Here is a 19,517-nt window from a genome sequence, read left to right as displayed (position 1 = left end):
CGACCCAAACACATCTAGCGGAATCATTCGTGTCGGGCACCGCTGACGCGGTGCCCTTGTCCTCTTCGACTCCACAGCCACCGCTCTGCAGTATCAACAATCTCCTACGCAAGAGCGAATAAGCTTAGTACTGAACTGGTGTAATGACGGATCAGAGCTTAAACGGTATGATGGCTCTTATCCTCGAAATGAAGACTACTATTTCAGGCAAGCTATCACGTACAACAGAACCAAACGAAGTGGGAGGCGCTTCGGTTACCTTCACTCAGAATCTATCTTCTCAGATGCTGGCCCCGTTATTATCGCAGATTCAGATATTTGGAGTCTTCTAGCCTACACTAATAGCCGTTTAGTTACCTATCTCATGTTAGCACAAACCCCGGAACGGAAATGGGAAGTGAGCTATGTTTCAAAACTTCCATGGTTTCCTGATCTGGAGGATGATGCCGAACTCCAAGCTATGGCCAAAAAAATAATTGGGTGTCTCCTCTCACTGAGGAAGCATGAGTTCACTTCTCCATATTATTCCGGGCCACTTCTGTTAAAAATACTTGGAGTTAATGATCCACTCGACTATCATCAACATCCCCATAGAGATTTGTTAGAGAATACACCAACCCATGAGGCCGAGGTATCCGTGGACGAACAAAATACACTCCGCGAGGTAGCGATTTCTGCTAATCGGTATCGTGAAGTAATTCAAAAAAACCTCGCAGAAAGTGCTGAATTGATCGATGAAAAAATCTTTGAGCACTTCGAAATCTCTCAAGAACACCAAGATCAGATTTTACAAGAAATTGCTCTTCGGACCATCGAAGACCCACGCAAACAGGAACAATATGATCCTGAAGCAATCACAGCACCCTCGGAAGACTTCCCCGAGCAGGTCAAAGACCTCCTCCTCCACTTCACGCTCCGAGCGATCCACGACGCTGACGACGGCATCGTCCCGCTCTCAGAGATCAACGGTAAAGATGACCTTCTGACCCACATCGAAGCCGAGTTCGAACGCATCTGGGGGCAGCACGCGACCGACCGCCTCGCAGAAGCCGACGAGGTACTCGGAAACCGGAGCGCGAGCGATGAGGCGTACCCGAACCTCCGTGCGTGGCTCGAAAACGACCTGTTCGAGTACCACGTCTCGAAGTTCGACCGGACGCCGATTCTCTGGCGCTTCTCGACCGAACGACTCGTCTCTGACCCAGCGGGCGAGGGCTTCGGTTGCCTTGTCGACTACCACCAGTTAGACGCCAGCATTTTCGACCGCCTACAGAACCAGTATCTCGAACCGCGGCGAACGTATCTCCGGGAGCGCCAGACAGCGGCAAACAGCCGTCGGAACGACGAATCGCTGTCGAGTTCTGAACGAGCCGACGCCGTCGAGGAGTACGAACAGTGCGAGAGCGGCCTCGAACAGCTCAGCGCCTTCGAAGAACAACTTGGCGAACTTTCTGAACCCAACCCACGCGAATGGCCCGACAAGAAGCAAGACCGTGCCGCCGAGGCAGCCGAACGTGTGGCTGCGTTCCGAGAGCGAACCGTTTCGCGTCTGGAAACTCTTGAATCACTCGCCGATCTGGAGGGCGTGGATATGGCAGACCTGTTCAGCCCCTCGTTCTACGAGACTGTACAGGAAAACAAAGACGAGTGGGTCGACGCGCTCGACGACCTGCAGACCGCCTTCGAAGCATACGCCGAGGATGGTTCCGAACCCGTCGAAGCACATCTCTACGACCTCTTCGAGTACTACGCCGATCTCGTCGGCTCCTCTCACTACGCGAGCAACGGAATTCTGTTCATGACGTACTACTTCGACCAGTTCGAGGACGCTGGGCAGGCCCAAATCGGGGACGCTGGTGTCTCCGAACGACAACGGCTACTCTCGGAACTCGCGGCCGACGTTGACGAGTACACACAACTGGGCGACAAAATCTCTGACGACTGCGACGAGATCGCTGCAGACATCCCCAGCGATTGGGCAGACCGAGCGTTGTCGGAAATCACGACCGCCGGCTACCAACCCAACCACAAACACGGCGTCGCGATCAACATCACGCCGCTGGCCGAGCAAGACATCGTCCCCGAAATCGTCGAGGACAAAGTGCTGTAAGTCGGACCCATGAGCAACGAAGTCGAATTCCCGGTCGGGAAAGCGATTCTTGCGATGCTCTGCGGAGCATCGCTGTTCCCGATTAGCTACCCTGTATCGTACTTTTTCGGGTACCTCGGCGTACTGAGTTGGGACTCCGTCGCGATGTGGGGCTTTCTTGGCCCGATGTTCGTCATCGGTGTCCCAGTCGTGCTGTATGATCTCCCTGAGCGGTTTGCGGAGAAGCTGACCGGGTACTGGCTACTCGTGGCTAGCATCGGGTGGGTGACACTCATCAGTACAATGCAGTTTTTCAATTCAGCCGTCCCAGAGTCACGTATGAATGTCTACGCGATGGGCACGACGTTGCTCATTGTTGTTTCGACTCTCTCGATAGCAGCCTACCTTGACTACACCAACGCACCGGTAGACGAGTATCTCGACGGTCTCCGTCCCAACTGATTATGCAAGCAACGCAAACGCTCCCCGAAGCCGCGAAAGACACCATCCGAAACGAGTTCGACCGAGCCGAATCAGCGGACCCGATTGTCCTCTGGTGGGACGACGGGAACTACCTCGAAGACGTCATCGAGCAGGCCTGTGACGAACTCGGCGTTCACCTGAAAGTCGCCGAGGAGACGCCGCTGGAACTCCGAGCCAACCCGGTCGACGGCGAACAGGTCTGGTACGTTCCACACGTCAAAGAGCCCGAAGACGCCGAGGGCGACTTCGACTGGTTCCGCGACGTCGAGCACACCGGCGGCGAGGTGGAGATGAGTATCGAAGACCTCACCGTCCACGCGTTCGAGCGCGGGCAACTCGACGCGTGGGAGCTGAAAACCACGACGCGGTCGGACGACCCCGCAAAGCGCCGCGAGATCGCGCGGATTCTCCACGACCAGCTCACCGGCGGCCAGCTCCCGACGCTCGAACAGCTCCGCACGCGGATCGTCACCGGCGGCTACACCGACCCGGTCGCGTTCGTGCTGGAGAACGGCTGGGGCGACATCGACGACAGCCCCGGAACCATCGAGCAGATGCAGGACTTGCTGACCAGCGAGGGCGTCGACGCGGTCGCCAGCGAGGACGAACCCGCGGGGATCGTCGCGGCGACGCGTCGGTGGGCCGTCGCCGAGTGGCTGATCCACGCCGGTGTCGACGCCGAACGGTTCCCGACGGAGTGCCGCGCCGAGACGGCCGGCGATCACGACCTCCCCGAACTCAAGTCGCTGTTGAACAACACCACCTCGGCCGGTCTCCTCGCCGACCGCTACCTCGGCGAAGCGACCTGGCCCGATGTCGTCGCGGACGTCGACGACCCGTGGGACCTCGCGGACTGTCTCGTCGACGCCGCGCTCGAACGGCGACTCTGGGAGGAGTGGCACGCGTCCTTCGACGCCGGCGACTACGAGACGTGTCTCACGCGCGCGGCGGAGCGCTACGACGCCCTCCTTGGCAGCGAGGACTTCCGGGGCACCTACCGCGGTGCCTACGGCCCGGACAGTCCGTGGACGCAGACGTGGGAGCAGGCCGCGGAGGTCGCCCGCCTCGCACACCAACTCGAGACGTGGGACGAGGGGGCCACCGACGACGTCGTCTCGCTGTACGCCGACCCGGACGACGGAACGTGGCAGATCGACAACGCGATGCTCAACCTCGTCGTCGCCGGCGCGCCCGAGTCCGACCTCCCTGCCGACCACCCTGCCGTCGATACCCTCGACGACCTCCGCACCCAGCTCCAGTCGGAATACGTCGAGTACCTCGAAGCCCTCGGCGACCGCGTCACCGAAACTGTCGAGGCCGGCGCTCCGTTCGTCGACGAGGACCACTCCTATCAGTTCTTCACGAAGGAGTCCGACGGCCTCGAAAGCGGCCAGACGGTCGCACTGTTCGTCATCGATGCCCTCCGACTCGACCTCGCGCGCCGGCTCGCGGACGAGTTGCGCGACTACGTGGCGACGCTCCCGGCCGACGCCCCCGAGTTCGCCGTCGACGAAGACGTCTGGCTCGGGACGCTGCCCTCGGAGACCGAGTTCGGGAAGGCCGCACTCACGCCGGGAGAGATCCAGATGTTCGACGTCTCGCTGGTCGACGGCGAGTTACAGCCCCTTCGAAACAACCGAAAGGTGAACACGAACCGGCGGAACTCGCTGTTGGGCGGCGACGGCTGGACGGTCACTCGCGACACCGAGGACGGCTGGCAGTCGACGCGCGTCGCCTACTTCAAAAACGACCTCGACGACATCGGCGAGAAGGAACTCAGCGACCTCGAGGCGATGCTGGCCCGACGCGTCGACTCGCTCGCGGAGTTCATCGGGACGAAGCTCGAACAGGGAGAGTGGGACCAGGCCTACGTGCTGACCGACCACGGGTTCGTCCTGCTCCCGGACAGCGCGTCGCCGGAGAAGATTTCTCGGCCAGCGGAAGCGTCCGACTCCGGACGCCGATGGATCGCTGGGGAGGACGTGGACGAGGATTTGCCCGGCGTGTTACTCGACTCCAGCTCCCGGCTGGGGTATCTCGATGCCAACGTCAGCGTCCTGGCGAGCCCGCTCAAGCGGTTCAAAAAGCAGGGCCTCGGGGACGCACGGTTCTACCACGGTGGCCTGCTCCCACAGGAGTTCGTGCTCGATTTCATCAGCATCACGCAGGGGTAGCTGTCCTGGTCGAGCCATCGCGATGGGGCAATATTCAAGAGACCACAGTTGTACTGGGAGAATATCACTGACTCTCATATGGATGGGAACGCTCTGGCCCCGCGAAAGGCGCAACTCGACAAGGAAGAGCGCGAACACCTGGAAGCGGTCGTCACCGAGATGCGAGACCGTATCGAGGCGAACGTTCGCTACCAGCTCGAAGCGTCTGATCTGGCAGACCGTCCTGATGACGCGTCCCTGAGCGAGACGCAGGAAACCCTCGTGGAAGCTATCGAACTCGAAGCCGCCGATGGCCACAACTGGGAGGAGGCCCACGAGCAGTACATTACGGGCGTCGGCTACACGGTCGTCAATCGGCTGGCCGCGCTTCGCTGCATGGAGGTCCGGGACTTCATCGACGACGAAGTGACGGCCTTCCGTGACGACGGCCTCACACCGGCCGCTGACCGGCTTGTCACCGAGGAGTTCATGCTGGAGGAGGAGGCCGTCCTCGAAGCCTATCGGAACGCGTGCGACAAACTGGCCGCGGAGATCGAGATCCTCTTCGACCGCTCGACCGCCTACAGCCAGATCGACCCCGACGACGACACCTACGAAGATCTCTGTGGAATGCTGGACGAGGTACCCGACGAGGTCTGGCGGGCTGACGACGTGCTGGGCTGGGTGTACGAGTACTACAACCGCCCGGTCGTCGAAGCGCTCGACGCGAAGAACACGCTCGAACCGGAGGACGTGGGACCGGCGAACCAGTTCTACACGCCCCATTGGGTCGTCCGGATGCTCACCGACAACTCGCTCGGGAAGCTCTATCTCGAAGCCACGGGACAGGAAGACGCCGTTTCGCAGCCGGACGCACTCAGCCCCGAAGAGCGAAAAGAGCGCTTGGTCACGCCGGAGGACAGCCCGTCCGTTCCCGAACTCTGTACGTACCTCATCCCTGACGAGGAGGCCGGCGACGCACCGGAGTTCGACCATCCGTCGGAACTGCGGGTCATCGACCCGGCCTGTGGGAGCGGCCATTTCCTCCTCTATGCGTTCGACGTACTGGAGCGCATCTGGTGGGCCGAAACCGATCTCGACCGCGCCGAGATCCCGGCGAAGGTGCTGGAGCACAACCTCTACGGCGTCGACATCGACCTGCGCTCGTGTCAGCTTTCAGCGTTCAATCTCTACTTAAAGGCTCGAACCCGCACCGAGGAGGAAGACGGCCAGTTCGAGATGCCCAGCGTCGACATCGTCTGTGCGGACGCCCGCGTGGCAGAAGTCGAGGAAGGCGCAGAAGTGCTGGACGAAATCACCGGCGAAGGGTCTGATCTGCGCGAGGCGCTGGGCGAGATCATCGACACGTTCCAGCACACGGAGGCGCTCGGAAGCCTGCTCGACGTGAGTGGGACGCTCGAAGACGTGTTCGAGAGCGGTCAGACGGACCTCTCGGACTGGGGCGACGGAACACACCAGTCGCTGAACTCCTTCTTGAAGGCACTTCGAGAAGCCGTTGGTGAACGCTCGTCAGATTCGTTCGGCGAACAGAACCTCAAGAGTTTCCTGAATCTGCTGGTAGTGCTAAGCCAATCGTACGACGTGGCGCTTATGAACCCGCCGTATGGTTCGGGGGGACGAATGCCGGACACCGTGCAGGAATACGTCGAAGAGAACGAGAATTACAAATATACGACGGAGTACTACATCAACTTCTTCGAGGCGTGTGATCGGCTGGCCAAAGCCGACGGACGCACGGGGATGCTCGTTCCGTGGTCGTTCATGTTCAACAAGTCCTTCCAGACCTTCCGGGAGGATTTCGTCGGTGGGAGAGGTGCGTTCGACTTCTTCTCGGAGTTCGGGTACGACATCCTCGACAACGCGACCGTCGGCACTGTCGGGACAGTCGTTCGCTCCGAGGCAGACAGCGGGCAGACAGGGACGTTCATCCGCCTCCCGGATGTTGCAAAGGGTGAGAAGGAAGGGGAATTCATCAGCGCGTCTTTCGAGGGTTCTGAAACCGGTGTCAAGCGACTCTATCATCGAGACCTGTCCGAGTTTGCGATGGTTCCCGGCACGCCGCTTTCTTATTGGGTGCCGCGAGGCCTGCGAAGCATCTATCAGTCCGATACCGTTCTCGACGCGGATAATGCGGGCTTAGAGGACCGGGAGACGCTTGGAGACATCAAACAGGGTACCGCAACCGCAGACGATTCCCGGTTCGTGCATAAGTTCTGGGAAGACAGGGGCGCTGAATGGGTGCCGTTTGCGAAGGGGGGCGCTGATGCGTGGCTTTTGCCTCGAATAAAGAACACCATCCTCTGGGGAGAAGACGGGACGGAAGTCGATAGATACCCGAAATCCTACCCCCGCAATACAGACGCCTACTTCAACGAATCATTAACGTACACCGTCGCAAAGCGAAGCGGTCGGAGGTTCGGGTATCTCCACGATTCGTCCGTCTTCGGTCACAAGGGCTCGGTTCTGATTCCGGACCGGGCTATCTGGAACGCCCTCTCGTACACGAATAGCCATCTATTCACGTATCTGATGCTTGCACAGACCTCCGAGCGAATGTGGGAGGTCGGGTTCGTCTCGAAAGTCCCGTGGCGGAAAGACCTCGAAGAGATCGACGAACTGGCGACCCTCGCCCGGGAGGCCGTCGGGCACCTCATCTCGAAGCGGCAGTACGACTTCGTGTCGCCGCATTACGATGGGCCTGTCCTGCTCGATGCACTCGGTGTCGATGACCCGCTACCGCAGTACGACCATCCACACCGCGAACTTCGGGACGAGCTTGCTCTCGATAGCCCGACACAAACTGTGTCCACGGCAGACTCGCTCAATCAGGTCGGAACTGCCGCCGCGAAGCACTTGGCGCGAGTCGAGCAAACCCTCCAGTCCTGTGCGAACGACATCGACGATGCCGTCTTCGATTGCTTCGACATCACCGACGGGCAGCGCGAAACGATCCTTCAGGAGATCGCGCTCCGAACCATCGAAGATCCACGCGAACAGGAGGCGTATGCTCCAGCGGCCATCTCAGAGCCGTCTAGCGACTTCCCGCAACAGGTCAAAGACCTCCTTCTCCACTTCACGCTCCGAGCGATCAACGACACCGATGACGGCATTATCCCGCTTTCCGAAATCGACGGCACGGACGACCTTCTGACCCACATCGAGGCGGAGTTCGAACGTGTCTGGGGCGAGCACGCGACCGACCGCCTCGCGGAAGCCGACGCGGTACTCGGGAACCGTAGTGCGAGCGACGAAGCGTACCCGAACCTTCGGGCGTGGCTCGAAAACGACCTGTTCGAGTACCACGTCGCGGAGTTCGACCGAACGCCGATCCTCTGGCGGCTCTCGACCGAGCGACTCGTTTCCGACGCCACGGGCGAGGGCTTCGGCTGTCTCGTCGATTACCATCAGTTGGACGCGAGCATCTTCGACCGGCTGCAGAACCAGTATCTCGAACCGCGGCGGACACACCTCCGCGAACGGCAGGCGGCGGCAAACAGCCGTCGGAACGACGAATCGCTCTCGACCACTGAGCGAGCCGACGCCGCCGAAGAGTACGACCAGTGTGAGAGCGCCCTCGAACAGCTCAGCGCGTTCGAAGAACGGCTTGGCGACCTTTCGCAGGCCACCCCGCGTGACTGGCCCAGCGTGAATCAGGAACGCGCGGCCGAGGCAGCCGAACGCGTGGCGGAGTTCCGGGAGCGGACAGCATCACGGCTAGACACTCTCGAAACCCTCGCCGACCTGAAGGACGTAGATATGGCAGACCTGTTCAGTCCCTCGTTCTACGAAACGGTACAGGAGAACAAAGACGAGTGGGTCGATGCGCTCGACGACCTACAGACTGCCTTCGAAGCGTACGCCGAAGACGGCTCCGAACCCGTCGAAGCTCACCTGTATGACCTCTTCGAGTACTACGACGATCTCGTCGGCTCCGCCCACTACGCGAGCAACGGGATCCTGTTCATGACGTACTACTTCGAACAGTTCGAGGATGCCGAGCAGTCACAGATCGGAGACACCGGCGTCGCCGAGCGGCGGCGACTGCTCGCAGAACTCGCGGCCGACGTTGACGAGTATCGGCAACTGGCCGACGAAATCGCTGCAAACTGCGACGAGGTTGCGACCGATATCTCCGGCGATTGGGAGGAACGGGCGCTCTCAGAAGTCGTGACCGCGGGCTACCAGCCCACCCACAAACACGGCGTCGCGATCAACATCACGCCGCTCGCCGAGCAAGACATCGTCCCGGAAGTGGTGGCAGACAACGTACTCTGAGGCGGTGGGGAACCGATCTCCGACAGAGGCGGTGGCTGACAAGGTTCAAGAGTCTATGCCGTTTTGGAACACGTAGCACTCGATGACGGATTCTTCATTCTCGTCCGGGCAACGAGTCCTTCTCAACGGAACGCCGGCTGAAGTCATCAAAACACAGACAGTCGGCGAGATCGAATATTTGAGAGCATACATCGACGGGGAAGGCGTCAAGACTGTCTGTCTCGACGATGTAGAGATTCAGCCACAGCAGTCCGGAATCGAGGAGTTGGCCAACCAGCGAATCGACGACCTTCATCCGGATCACGATGCGGTCGCGGCGCAGTGGTTCGACCTCCGGACGCAGGCGACGAAGCTCAAACTCGCTCACGAACAGGGACAGCTCCTGAGCATCTCGAACTCGCTCGTTCGACTGGAGCCGTATCAGCTTGACGCCGTAAACTGGGTGATGCAGAAGCTCCGGCAGCGGGCGCTTATCGGTGACGACGTCGGGCTCGGGAAAACGATAGAGGCGGGCCTCGTCCTCAAGGAACTCGCTGCACGGAATCGTGCTGACCGCGTCCTGTTCGTCGTTCCCGCCCACCTCCAGAAGAAATGGATCCGGGATATGGACCGCTTCTTCGACATCGACCTGACCGTGGCTGACCGCGCGTGGGTGGAAGGTGAGCGCCGACGGCTCGGCGAGGAGGCTAACATCTGGGCCCAAGACCAGCAACGGCTCGTCACCAGCATGGCGTTCCTGCGGCAGGACGAGTTCCGGCCTGCACTCCGGGACGCGTTCTGGGACGTCGTCGTGGTCGACGAGGCACACAAGGCTGCAAAGCGGGGGGACTCACCGAGCAAGACGGCACGGATGATTGACGCCGTCACGGGGAACTCCGACTCGTTGCTGCTTCTCAGCGCGACGCCACACGACGGGAAGGGCGAGGCGTTCCGCTCGCTCGTGGAGTACATCGATCCGTTCCTCGTCGCCGAAAACCAGGAACTCTCACAGGAAACAGTCGACCGTGTAATGATCCGTCGCGGGAAGACCGACATCTACGACGAGGACGGTGACCGCGTCTTCCCGGACCGCGAGGTCAACTCGGTATCGGTCTCGATGACTCACGACGAACGACAGTTCTACCGGGCGGTCACCGACTACGTGAAAAACGTCTACAACCGCTCGGAGAAGCTGAACGAACCCGCGGTCGGGTTCGCGATGGCGCTCATGCAGAAACGACTGGTGAGCAGCGTCGGCGCGATTCACGCGACGCTCCGACGACGACTGGACGACCTTCTCGACGAAGAGGCAGAAACAGACGGTCTTTCCGAGGAAGCACGAGCCTACCTCGACGGCGAGGACCTAGACGAGGACGACAAGCAACACGCGGAAGACGAGATCGCCGGTCTGACCGTCACTAGCACCGACGAACAGCTCCAAGAGGAGATCGATACGCTCCGCGACCTCGTGTCCCTGGCGGAGGATCTACCGGTCGACTCCAAGGCCCAGAAAGTCAGACGGTTCATCTCCCAACTCCTCGAGGAACAGCCGGACGAGAAACTCCTGTTGTTCACGGAGTACCGCGATACGCTGGACTACCTTCTCGAATTCGTGCAGGACGAGCCGTGGGCCGACGAGATTCTGGTGATTCACGGCGACGTTGACAAGGACGAACGGACCCGGATCGAAGACGAATTCAATCACGGGCAGTCACGACTCCTGTTCGCGACCGATGCAGCGAGTGAGGGGATCGATCTCCAGCACAGCTGTCACATCATGGCTAACTACGAGCTTCCGTGGAACCCGAACCGCCTCGAACAGCGGATCGGCCGCATCCATCGCTACGGACAGGAAGAGGAGGTCAAGGTCTGGAACTTCCTCTTCGACGACACCCGCGAGAGCGAGATCTTCGAAATGCTCCAGACCAAGGTCGAGGAGATCCGCTCCCAGCTCGGAAACACAGCGGACGTGCTTGGCATCCTCGACGACATCGACGTGGATGCGCTCATCATGGAGTCCATCGAGAACGACGACCCGCCGAGTGCGACCAAAGCGGAACTCGAGGAGCTGATCGAGGAGCGCCAGCGGACGCTCGAGGAGTGGTACGAGCGGAGCCTCGTCGATACGAGCACCTTCGACGCGGAGAGTCGCCGGCAGATTCAGGAGGTCGTCGACGAGTCAGCGGACGTCTACGGAAGCGAGGGAGACATCCGCGAGTTCTTCGAGCGAGCAGTCGAAGCCTTCGGAGGCGAATTCGAGAAACGCGGTACCAACCTCTATCAAGCCGAGTTGCCTGATGGGATCAATTCGCCCGGCCAAGATGCGACGTTCGGCCCGTTCACGTTCGACCGCGACTTCGCGATGGATCACGAGGACATCACCTACCTCGCTCCGGACACGGACGTCCTGCAACGGCTCATGGCACGCGTGTTGGAGGACGAGCGCGGTGCGGTCGGACTCAAACTGCTGCCGTTCGTCGACACGCCGGGGATCACCTACAACTATCGCGTAGCGTTCGAGGACGGCACTGGCGATGTGATTCGAGAGGAGACCATCCCCGTCTTCGTGGATGCGACGCAAGAGGACGCTCAGCAGGCGCTTGGTGAACGTGTCGTCGAGAGCGATTCGGTAGCAGCAAAGCCCGACGTCGACGGCTTGCGAACGGTTCTCGACGCTCAATCCGACTTACGGACGGCCGCCGACCGGTACGTGAGCGTGCGTGTCAACGAGATCAAGAACCATCTTCAGGAGAAACGTCACAAGGAGACCGCCCAGGAGTTGGAGAATCTCGAGGAGTATGCACAGGCGGAACGAGAACGGATCGAGTCCTTCATCGAGGAGTACGAGCGCAAATCCGACGCCGGCTCGGATATGGACATCGCGATCCGTGGCCAACAGGAGCGACTTGAACAGCTCGAAGAGCGAATCGAGACACGTCGCCGTGAATTAGAGCGCCGAGAACAGATTATCTCACTGGCGCCCGAGGTTGAGAACTACTGTTTGACTCTCCCATTATGAATCGGTTTCTGAACGAGACTACCCCAGTGTCGGAATTCCGACGGGCTCGCTGACAGTCGGCTGAATAATTTTCCTTCCGAGAGCGCGTTCGTGGCCGCGCAATCACAGAACCGATAGACTGCAAGCCGATATCACAACTGTTTTTGTTACCAACTGTGTACCGGTAGGTGGGTTCTGGTCCTCGCTCCATTTCCCCCTTGAATCCGATTCAGATCATCGATTGGCCCGAGTCCAGAACCTGTCGTCGTGGATGACGACTTCGAATGGTGCGTTGCACGCCACTCCCCCCCGGCTGCCCACCATTCCGTTGCTGACCTGAGTGAGGAGATAGCAGCCCTCGTGACACGTATCCGGGAGTTCGTCTGCCGTCACTACCAGTCTCTCCAGCAGCGGGGCGGCCACAGACTGGTTCGAGTATATCAGCGTGACCCTGGTGTAAGACATCGTAAGCTCACGTATACACATTGGTGCGAGCATCACGGTCAGGCAGGAGATCCACTCCGGTATCCGGGCCGCACCGACGGCCCCGATATCCTGCTTCCTTGCGGAATGACTTGTCTCGCGACGCTGTATCCGTCGATAGAGGCACTCTTGACTTCCTCCACACGACTGAAGTCGTGGGATTCCCACGGCACCGCACCGCTTGATTGGGATATTATGGTTCACGGAACGACCTGTTCTTGTGGGGCTACTTGCCCCGTGGATTTGTCGAACAGGTATACCGATGGCTGAGCCAAGCAGCCGTTACTCCTATCCTTCGCAGGACTCGGAGTTACCGTTTTTCGCATATTCTCTGCCGCGTTCAGGTCACTGTTCGCAACTAAGTCGCAGTTTGCACACACGTACAGGCCACGTTCAACCCGATTTGAGTTAGCTTCCGTCCCACAGTCACAGCAGGTTTTCGATGTTTTCAATCCTGCTTCGTCCACACGCACTACGTCGATACCGCGTTCGTGGGCTTTGTACTCGATGTGGTTGAGCAGTGTTTCAAACGCCCAGTCGTGCAGGCGTTTGTTGCCGTGTCGTCCCCAGTCTTGGTCGTCACGGATGTTCTTCGGATGGCCGACTGCAATTGTCTCAACACCTCGGTCAGCACACTGCTCAACAATGTCTTTCGAGAGAGCGTGTAGGAAGTGTTCTTGTCGCCGGGATTTCTTCTGTCGTGCCCACTCTGCGTGGTCGCTGGGGCCATTCTCGCCTTCCGTGTCGTATTCCTGCTGTCGGAAGTAGTGAGCGTCTTCTTTCAGGGCGTTCCCTGGATACAACAGCGTCTCGTCACCGACAGAGACAGCCGCAGTGTTGCAGATACCGAGGTCAACACCTGCTGTCTTCTCACCGGGCGTCTCAGGCGTCTCAATCCGCATTTTACAGACGAAATGTAGCTCCCACTGCTCACCAGTCCAGACAGCACGCACCGTCTGGACGTTTTCAACAGCGTCAAGCGTCTGGTCGTCTGCTTGGAGTGTGTATTCACAGAGTATGTAGTCGGCGGCGTAGCGCGACTCTTTCATGTTCGTGCCCTTGGAAAGTCGGACACGGTTGTACTGCGTGTCGAGTTTGAAGCCCTGGTTTTTCCACGTCATCGTCGAGCGTGGGTGGTCGTCGCCGTGTTTGCGGTAGCCGGGTGGGCTCGCCTCCGGGTCGTCTTGTTCGTACCACGAGACGAACGCCTCACCGAGTTCCTGAAGAACTCGCTGACTAGATTGGCTGTGCAAGTCTGCATAGCGTTCGTGGGTTTTGAGGTACGAACAGAGTTCGTCGGCGTCTGGAATGTGGCCGATAGCGTCCCAGACACGCGAGATCGTCCATCGCCCGACGTTCCACAATTTCGACGCGGCAAAGCCATGCGAATCGAGGTCGTCACAGACTTGCGAGTGGTTGCAGATACTCGCTTTGAGTGTCCGAGTGACAACCTGATTCGACATATGTAAGCATAGTATTTTTAATTACATAAACGTTGGACATCTCGGCGTGGAATATCCAGCCGTGGCTACGAGCGTAGAGAGATGCCCAGTTGTCGGCTTCATCCACACCCGTAAACGGGTGGGCTTTCGCCTCGCTACTGCTGTAAAACGGAGAGTGGGGAAACCAGGTTGGCAGACACTGGCGTTGGCCCCACTGGCAATATACAGCCCAAACATATAAGTTTTTTGATAGATAATCTACAATATTATGTATTTAGTTAGACGGATAATAATAGGCGATACGAGCGGACTGCTCGCCTACATTACTTTCTTGCGCAGATAGGCCGAGATGGCTTCACTGATGAGCACAAGGCCCAGAATCGAGATGAGGATCGTCAGGACTGCTTCCCAGTTGAAGTAATTGATCTCAGTCTGGAGCGGGACACCGATCCCGCCTGCGCCGACGAACCCGATGATCGTCGACGCTCTGACGTTGATATCCCATCGAAGCGTCGCGACACTGATGAACGCCGGCTTGATCTGTGGAACGATACTGTAGATGAGCACATCAATCGGCGATGCTCCAGCTGCAGTGATCGCTTCGACAGACCCGCGGTCGATCTCCTCGATGGCTTCCGCGATTAGCTTTGCAGTGAACCCGATCGATCTGATCGAGATCGCCAGCACGCCAGCGAGGGCCCCAGGGCCGAAGATAACCACGAAGATCAGCGCCCAGATGATGACGTTGACCGAACGGGTAAACGAGATGATGAACTTCCCCAGCAGGTACGCCGGCTTGTTGGGCGACGTGTTACTGGCTCCGAGGAACGCAACCGGGATCGCCATCACGATGGCCAGTGCCGTCCCCAGGATGGAGATATTGATCGTCTCGAGCAGCGGCCCGACAATCTCCCGGGAGTACCCCACATTGGGGGGATACATCCGGCCGAAGAGGTCGGCCAGCTCACGCGGGGCAGTCACGGCGTAGCCGTAATTCACTTCCATGGCGCGCCAGGCTGCGACGAGAATGACGAGTCCAGCTAGCAGCCCGAAGAACCGGAGTAAGCGCTCACGGCGGTCGAACCGGCTCCAGGAGTCAGTGCTGTTTGACATTATTGGATCCGCCTCCGAGCGAGAGCGCTGACACCTTCACCAACCATGACGATGGCGACGATGACAGCGATAATTGCCATGCTAAACTGGTAATCGTACTTATCGAAGGAGTTCAGCAGCGTGATACCGATACCACCCGCTCCGACGATTCCGACGACAGTGCTGTGTCGGAGGTTGATGTCCAGGCGGTAAATCGACAGCCCGACGATCCGGGGCATTACCTGCGGGAGAACGCCGTAGAGATACGTCTGAACGGGCGTCCCGCCGGCAGCAGTGATCGCCTCCATCTGCCCACGATCGATGTCTTCGATCTCCTCTGCGAGGAGTTTCGCGAAGAATCCGATCGTTTTGAACGCGAGGGCAAGGACACCAGCGAGCGGACCGAATCCGACCGCTTTGACCATAATGATCGCAACAATGAGCTCGTGGAGTGAGCGCGTGACTGCAACGATGCTGCGACCGACGTAGTAGACTGGCTTCGGCGAGAGGTTATTTGAAGCCATGACAGCGACCGGCACGCTGACGATGATGCCGATTGTCGTGGCGACAATCGTCATCACGATACTCTCGACGATCCCCTGTATGAGGAGGTCTCGCTGCGACGGAGTGTACGCTGGTGGGAGCATACTCGTGACGAGTTCGACACCAGCTCCGATCCCTCGCACGAACCGGCTGGGGGAGATCCGAAGGTTCCAGAAGCTATACGCGAAGAACAACAAGATAAGCCCGTAGATGAGATACTTGACTTTCTTGTTGTAGAAGACTGTGGGCCGCTCCCAAGATCCTTCAACGGCCGATCCAGATTCAGCAGCCATATTGATTAGTCACCTCGTTCAGCAATGACGTCGTCAGAGCCGGTGCTGCTACCAGCACTCGGCTCCTCGCGGTCCGCAATGGATTCACCACCGCGATAGATTTCGTCTCTGGCTGCCTGATCCAGATCGTCAGGTGGGCCGTTAAAGACGATCTCACCGTCACTGAGTCCGATGATCCGGTCCGCGTAGTCGACCGCCAGATCGACTTCGTGGATGTTGATGATGATCGGGATATCGTCTTCGTGAGCGATGTCCGTCAAGAGGCTCATAACCTCCCGGGAGGTATCGGGGTCCAGCGCACTCGTCGGTTCGTCAGCGAGCAGAATTTTCGGCCGCTGAATGACGGCACGGGCGATACCGACGCGCTGTCGCTGGCCGCCGGAGAGTTCATCTGCACGGTTGTTCTCGACGCCCTCTAGGTTCACCCGACTGAGGATCTCCCGTGCGCGCTTGATATCCTCTGGTGGGAAGTTCCGACGGAACGCGTTCCACGTACTGAGATAGCCAAGGCGGCCGGAGAGTATGTTCTCCATCACCGTGAGGCGCTCGACGAGATTGAACTCCTGAAAGATCATGCCCATATCGCGACGGACATCGCGAAGGGCTGATTTGTCCAGGCCGGTCACCTCTGTATCATCGAGCGAGACACGCCCGCCAGTTGGCTCGGTCAGCCTGTTGATACTACGAACGAGCGTGCTTTTTCCGGCTCCGCTTGGCCCGATGATCGCGACGATCTCGTTACCACTGACTTCGAATGAGACACCTTTGAGTGCTTTATCACCGGAGTCGTACGTTTTTTCCAGATTATCTACAGTGAGCATTATTCGGTTCTCTTCTTAGCCTTCGATGTTCTCGGTGTTGTACTTGATGTCGTTGTTCTCCTGAATCTGGAGGATGATATCGTAGACAGTGGCGTAATCAATCCCCGTCCATTTTCCGCGACCGCCGAATACCTCCGCGATCTTGGTGTCCGAGTAGTCGTAATCGAGGAATGCCGCCCTGATGCCTTCCTGAATTTCTGGTTTCAGGTTGTAGCGGTAACAGAAGCTCGTTGTGGGGAACGGGTTGCTGGCCCACACGACTTTGAGATTCGACGGATCAATGTTGTCCGCCTCCGCAACACGCGTGACACAGGTGCTACAAACGGGGGCAGCGTCGTAGTCGTCGTTTGCCACACCGAGGATGCTCTGTTCGTGCCCGCCAGAGTAGCTCACTTCGTAGTCGTCTCCCGGAGTAACGCCCTGGTTCGAGAACAGCGCACGCGGAGCGAGGTTCCCGGAGTTAGACGACGGTTCGGCGTGTGCGACACGCTTGCCTTTGATATCCTCAAGCGACGAGATGTCGTCGTTATCCGCCTGTGTGGCGAGCCACAGCCGATAACCGAAGTCCCCCTCCTTCGAGATCTGGAGCGAGAACGGGACAGCGCCGGCCAGATTCACAGCGAACGGCGTTGGCCCAGTGGAGAACCCGGCGACGTGGAGGCGCTCGGATCGCATCGCCTCAATCTGGGACGCGTACGAGTTGAGGGGGAAGTACTTGACCGATTTCCCCGTCTCTTCGGCGATGTTGTCCATCAGCGGTTGCATCGTATCCCGGTAGACTGCCGGGTCCTCCGTCGGCGTCATCGCAAACGCGATGCGGTCCGGGTCAATCAGGTCGTCTTGATTATCGGGAGTACTCTGGACGGGGTTACCGTAGCGGGGCTTCTCGCGCTCCTTCATGTTCTTCAGGTCCTGCAGGGACCCCGTCTCGAACCCTGCCTCGATGAGCGTCTGCATCAGCTGCGGGAACTCCGGGTTCGCCGGATCGAACTCGGGATAGTTGGTACTCTGTCCGGAACTACCGTCACCACTACTGGAGCCGTCACTGCTATCAGTGCTGTCACCACCAGACGCTTCGGTGTTCTGGCTACTCTCCTGAGAACAGCCTGCAACGCCCGCTGCAAGCGCAGTAGCGCCAATTTTCAACACAGATCGTCGGTCAACTGGGTTCTGTTTCATTGTCGACGCAGACATGTGCGAAACCTGGGTTAAAAAGTATTTATGTTTAAATCTGACAAAACAACAAACCCGTCATACCGAGTTTTACGCGCTCTTCATATAAAAACTAGAATAAGTATTAGATTCAGATATATGAAGGATACTGGACACTAAGCAGTAATCGAGGGCGACCTTCGAGTTCCGCAGGGGCCACGGCAATATTCAAGCGATCCTCAAGGCCAACACCTATTACCCATCAGTATATTTGTCTCCATATAGAATATAGTAGTATATAGACTATATAAAAATGACGGAACCACCGTTTGTAAGATAAGATGACTGTAATGAGTGCAATCGCGAATACGGCTGCTTTCGGAGGTATAGAGGGGATAACTGTCGATACTGAGATACTCCACCTATTTATTGCAGGTGCACTGGGTATGCTGCTCGGGCTCGAACGAGAGTGGGCCAACAAGTCTGCGGGAATCCGAACGTTTACGCTGACGAGTCTGGTCGGCGCTGCCGCAATGTCACTCGACGAGAGGATACTGCTTGCCTTGGGAGGGGCATTGGTACTCGTGCAAGGGGGGTTGCTCGGGATCCGGGGAATAGTCGCACAGTGGACCAGCGACGATAGTGAGTTGGAGTTCGGCCTGTCTCTGACAACCTCGACCTCGTTACTTGTCGCGTACGCGGTCGGGATACTGGTCGGAGCCAATCACGTTCTGATCGGCGTCATTATTGGCATAACGTCGTCGTTCCTGCTAGTCCTTCGGCGGGAGCTACACGAGTTTGCGAACCAGCTATCGCGAGAAGAAGTACGCAGCGCAGGTGAGTTTGCGATCATCTCGTTTGTCGTGTATCCGCTCCTGCCTGGCGGGACGTACGGGCCATGGGACGCGATTGATCCGAAACTGGTCTGGATGCTCGTGATCGCAGTCAGTGGGATCGGGTTTGTCAACTATATCGTGATGCAGCGATACGGCAGCAAGGGGATCGCCGTAACTGGCTTCTTCGGCGGGCTGGTGAACTCCACTGCCGTGATCGGCGAAATCGCGGGCCGGGCAAAGAACAATGCGGGGATCACAGAGCTCGCAGTCGGAACGATACTGATAGCCGACGCGGCGATGGCGGTCCGTAATTTAGCGATCATCGTTGCATTCGTCCCCGAGTCGGCTGTCAGCGTTGGACTCCCGCTCGGCCTGATCGCGATTAGTGGCGTCGGACTCGCATATTACGATAGCGACTGGGAGGGAGATCTGGAACTGGATTTCGACTCGCCGTTTAGCAGCGCGAATGCGCTGAAATTCGGACTGCTCTTCCTCGCTGTCTTGATTCTGACTGCCGGAGCACAGCGCATCTTCGGAACAGCCGGGTTCCTGATTACGAGCTTCCTCAGCGGCATCGTATCGAGCGGCACGACGACAACGACCGCAGTGACGCTGACGTCGACGGGTCAGATATCGCCGGCAGTAGCGGCGCAAGGCGTGCTGGCCGGGACGCTCTCCAGTATACTCGTTAAAATCGGGTTTGCAGCGAGTATCAACCGCTCACTGCTAGCGCCGGTGGTACGAAAGTCACTCTACTTGTCGCTGATCGGAATCAGCGGCGTGGTTATCAGTATCCAATTGATATGAACAGTCAAAGCTATCAGCGTGTTTCGAGGGTCGCCGCGGCCCCTGCGGCA

Annotated in this window: 11 protein-coding genes; 6 read left to right on the top strand and 5 right to left on the bottom strand. The window is 58.6% G+C overall.

The window, feature by feature from the left end; genetic code table 11:
• The first annotated feature begins 85 nt into the window (after positions 1-85).
• The 5 genes from pglX (VI234_RS18915) to VI234_RS18895 all read left to right on the top strand — a co-directional run bounded on the left by pglX (VI234_RS18915) (position 86) and on the right by VI234_RS18895 (position 12,019).
• A complete protein-coding gene (gene pglX / locus VI234_RS18915) occupies positions 86-2,110 on the top strand; it encodes a BREX-5 system adenine-specific DNA-methyltransferase PglX (protein WP_336330910.1) in 2,025 nt (674 codons plus the stop codon).
• Between the two features lie 9 nt (positions 2,111-2,119).
• Positions 2,120-2,551 (top strand): hypothetical protein, encoded by a 432-nt coding sequence (locus tag VI234_RS18910; RefSeq protein ID WP_151148308.1) that lies wholly within the window; start codon positions 2,120-2,122, stop codon positions 2,549-2,551.
• A gap of 2 nt (positions 2,552-2,553) precedes the next feature.
• Positions 2,554-4,746, top strand: a complete 2,193-nt coding sequence (pglZ, locus tag VI234_RS18905; RefSeq protein WP_336330908.1) for a BREX-5 system phosphatase PglZ — start codon at positions 2,554-2,556, stop codon at positions 4,744-4,746.
• A gap of 78 nt (positions 4,747-4,824) precedes the next feature.
• Positions 4,825-9,021 (top strand): BREX-5 system adenine-specific DNA-methyltransferase PglX, encoded by a 4,197-nt coding sequence (gene pglX / locus VI234_RS18900; protein WP_336330907.1) that lies wholly within the window; start codon positions 4,825-4,827, stop codon positions 9,019-9,021.
• Between the two features lie 82 nt (positions 9,022-9,103).
• Positions 9,104-12,019: a helicase-related protein gene (locus tag VI234_RS18895; RefSeq protein ID WP_336330906.1), complete on the top strand. Its 2,916-nt coding sequence runs from the start codon at positions 9,104-9,106 to the stop codon at positions 12,017-12,019.
• A gap of 662 nt (positions 12,020-12,681) precedes the next feature.
• Here VI234_RS18895 and VI234_RS18890 read toward each other — a convergent pair.
• The 5 genes from VI234_RS18890 to phnD form a co-directional block, all read right to left on the bottom strand.
• The gene (locus tag VI234_RS18890; RefSeq protein ID WP_336330905.1) at positions 12,682-13,944 is read right to left on the bottom strand and encodes an RNA-guided endonuclease InsQ/TnpB family protein; all 1,263 of its coding nucleotides are present in this window, start codon (positions 13,942-13,944) and stop codon (positions 12,682-12,684) included.
• A 297-nt stretch (positions 13,945-14,241) separates the two neighbouring features.
• Positions 14,242-15,036: a phosphonate ABC transporter, permease protein PhnE gene (gene phnE, locus VI234_RS18885; protein WP_008308309.1), complete on the bottom strand. Its 795-nt coding sequence runs from the start codon at positions 15,034-15,036 to the stop codon at positions 14,242-14,244.
• The gene (phnE, locus tag VI234_RS18880) at positions 15,036-15,851 is read right to left on the bottom strand and encodes a phosphonate ABC transporter, permease protein PhnE (protein WP_008308311.1); all 816 of its coding nucleotides are present in this window, start codon (positions 15,849-15,851) and stop codon (positions 15,036-15,038) included. The genes phnE (VI234_RS18885) and phnE (VI234_RS18880) overlap by 1 nt, the downstream gene beginning before the upstream one ends.
• Positions 15,852-15,856: 5 nt before the next feature.
• The gene (phnC, locus tag VI234_RS18875; RefSeq protein ID WP_008308314.1) at positions 15,857-16,672 is read right to left on the bottom strand and encodes a phosphonate ABC transporter ATP-binding protein; all 816 of its coding nucleotides are present in this window, start codon (positions 16,670-16,672) and stop codon (positions 15,857-15,859) included.
• 15 nt (positions 16,673-16,687) lie between these two features.
• Positions 16,688-17,866, bottom strand: coding sequence for a phosphate/phosphite/phosphonate ABC transporter substrate-binding protein (gene phnD / locus VI234_RS18870; protein WP_336330904.1), 1,179 nt, complete (start codon positions 17,864-17,866; stop codon positions 16,688-16,690).
• Positions 17,867-18,165: 299 nt separating this feature from the next.
• Here phnD and VI234_RS18865 point away from each other — a divergent pair, with 299 nt between their 5' ends.
• Entirely contained in the window at positions 18,166-19,467 is a 1,302-nt protein-coding gene (locus VI234_RS18865) for an MgtC/SapB family protein (RefSeq protein ID WP_008308317.1), read from the top strand.
• The last annotated feature ends 50 nt before the right edge of the window (positions 19,468-19,517 follow it).

The organism is Haloarcula sp. CGMCC 1.2071 (genome assembly GCF_037078445.1).
Taxonomy (GTDB): domain Archaea; phylum Halobacteriota; class Halobacteria; order Halobacteriales; family Haloarculaceae; genus Haloarcula; species Haloarcula amylolytica.
This window is presented reverse-complemented; position numbering and strand designations above follow the sequence as displayed.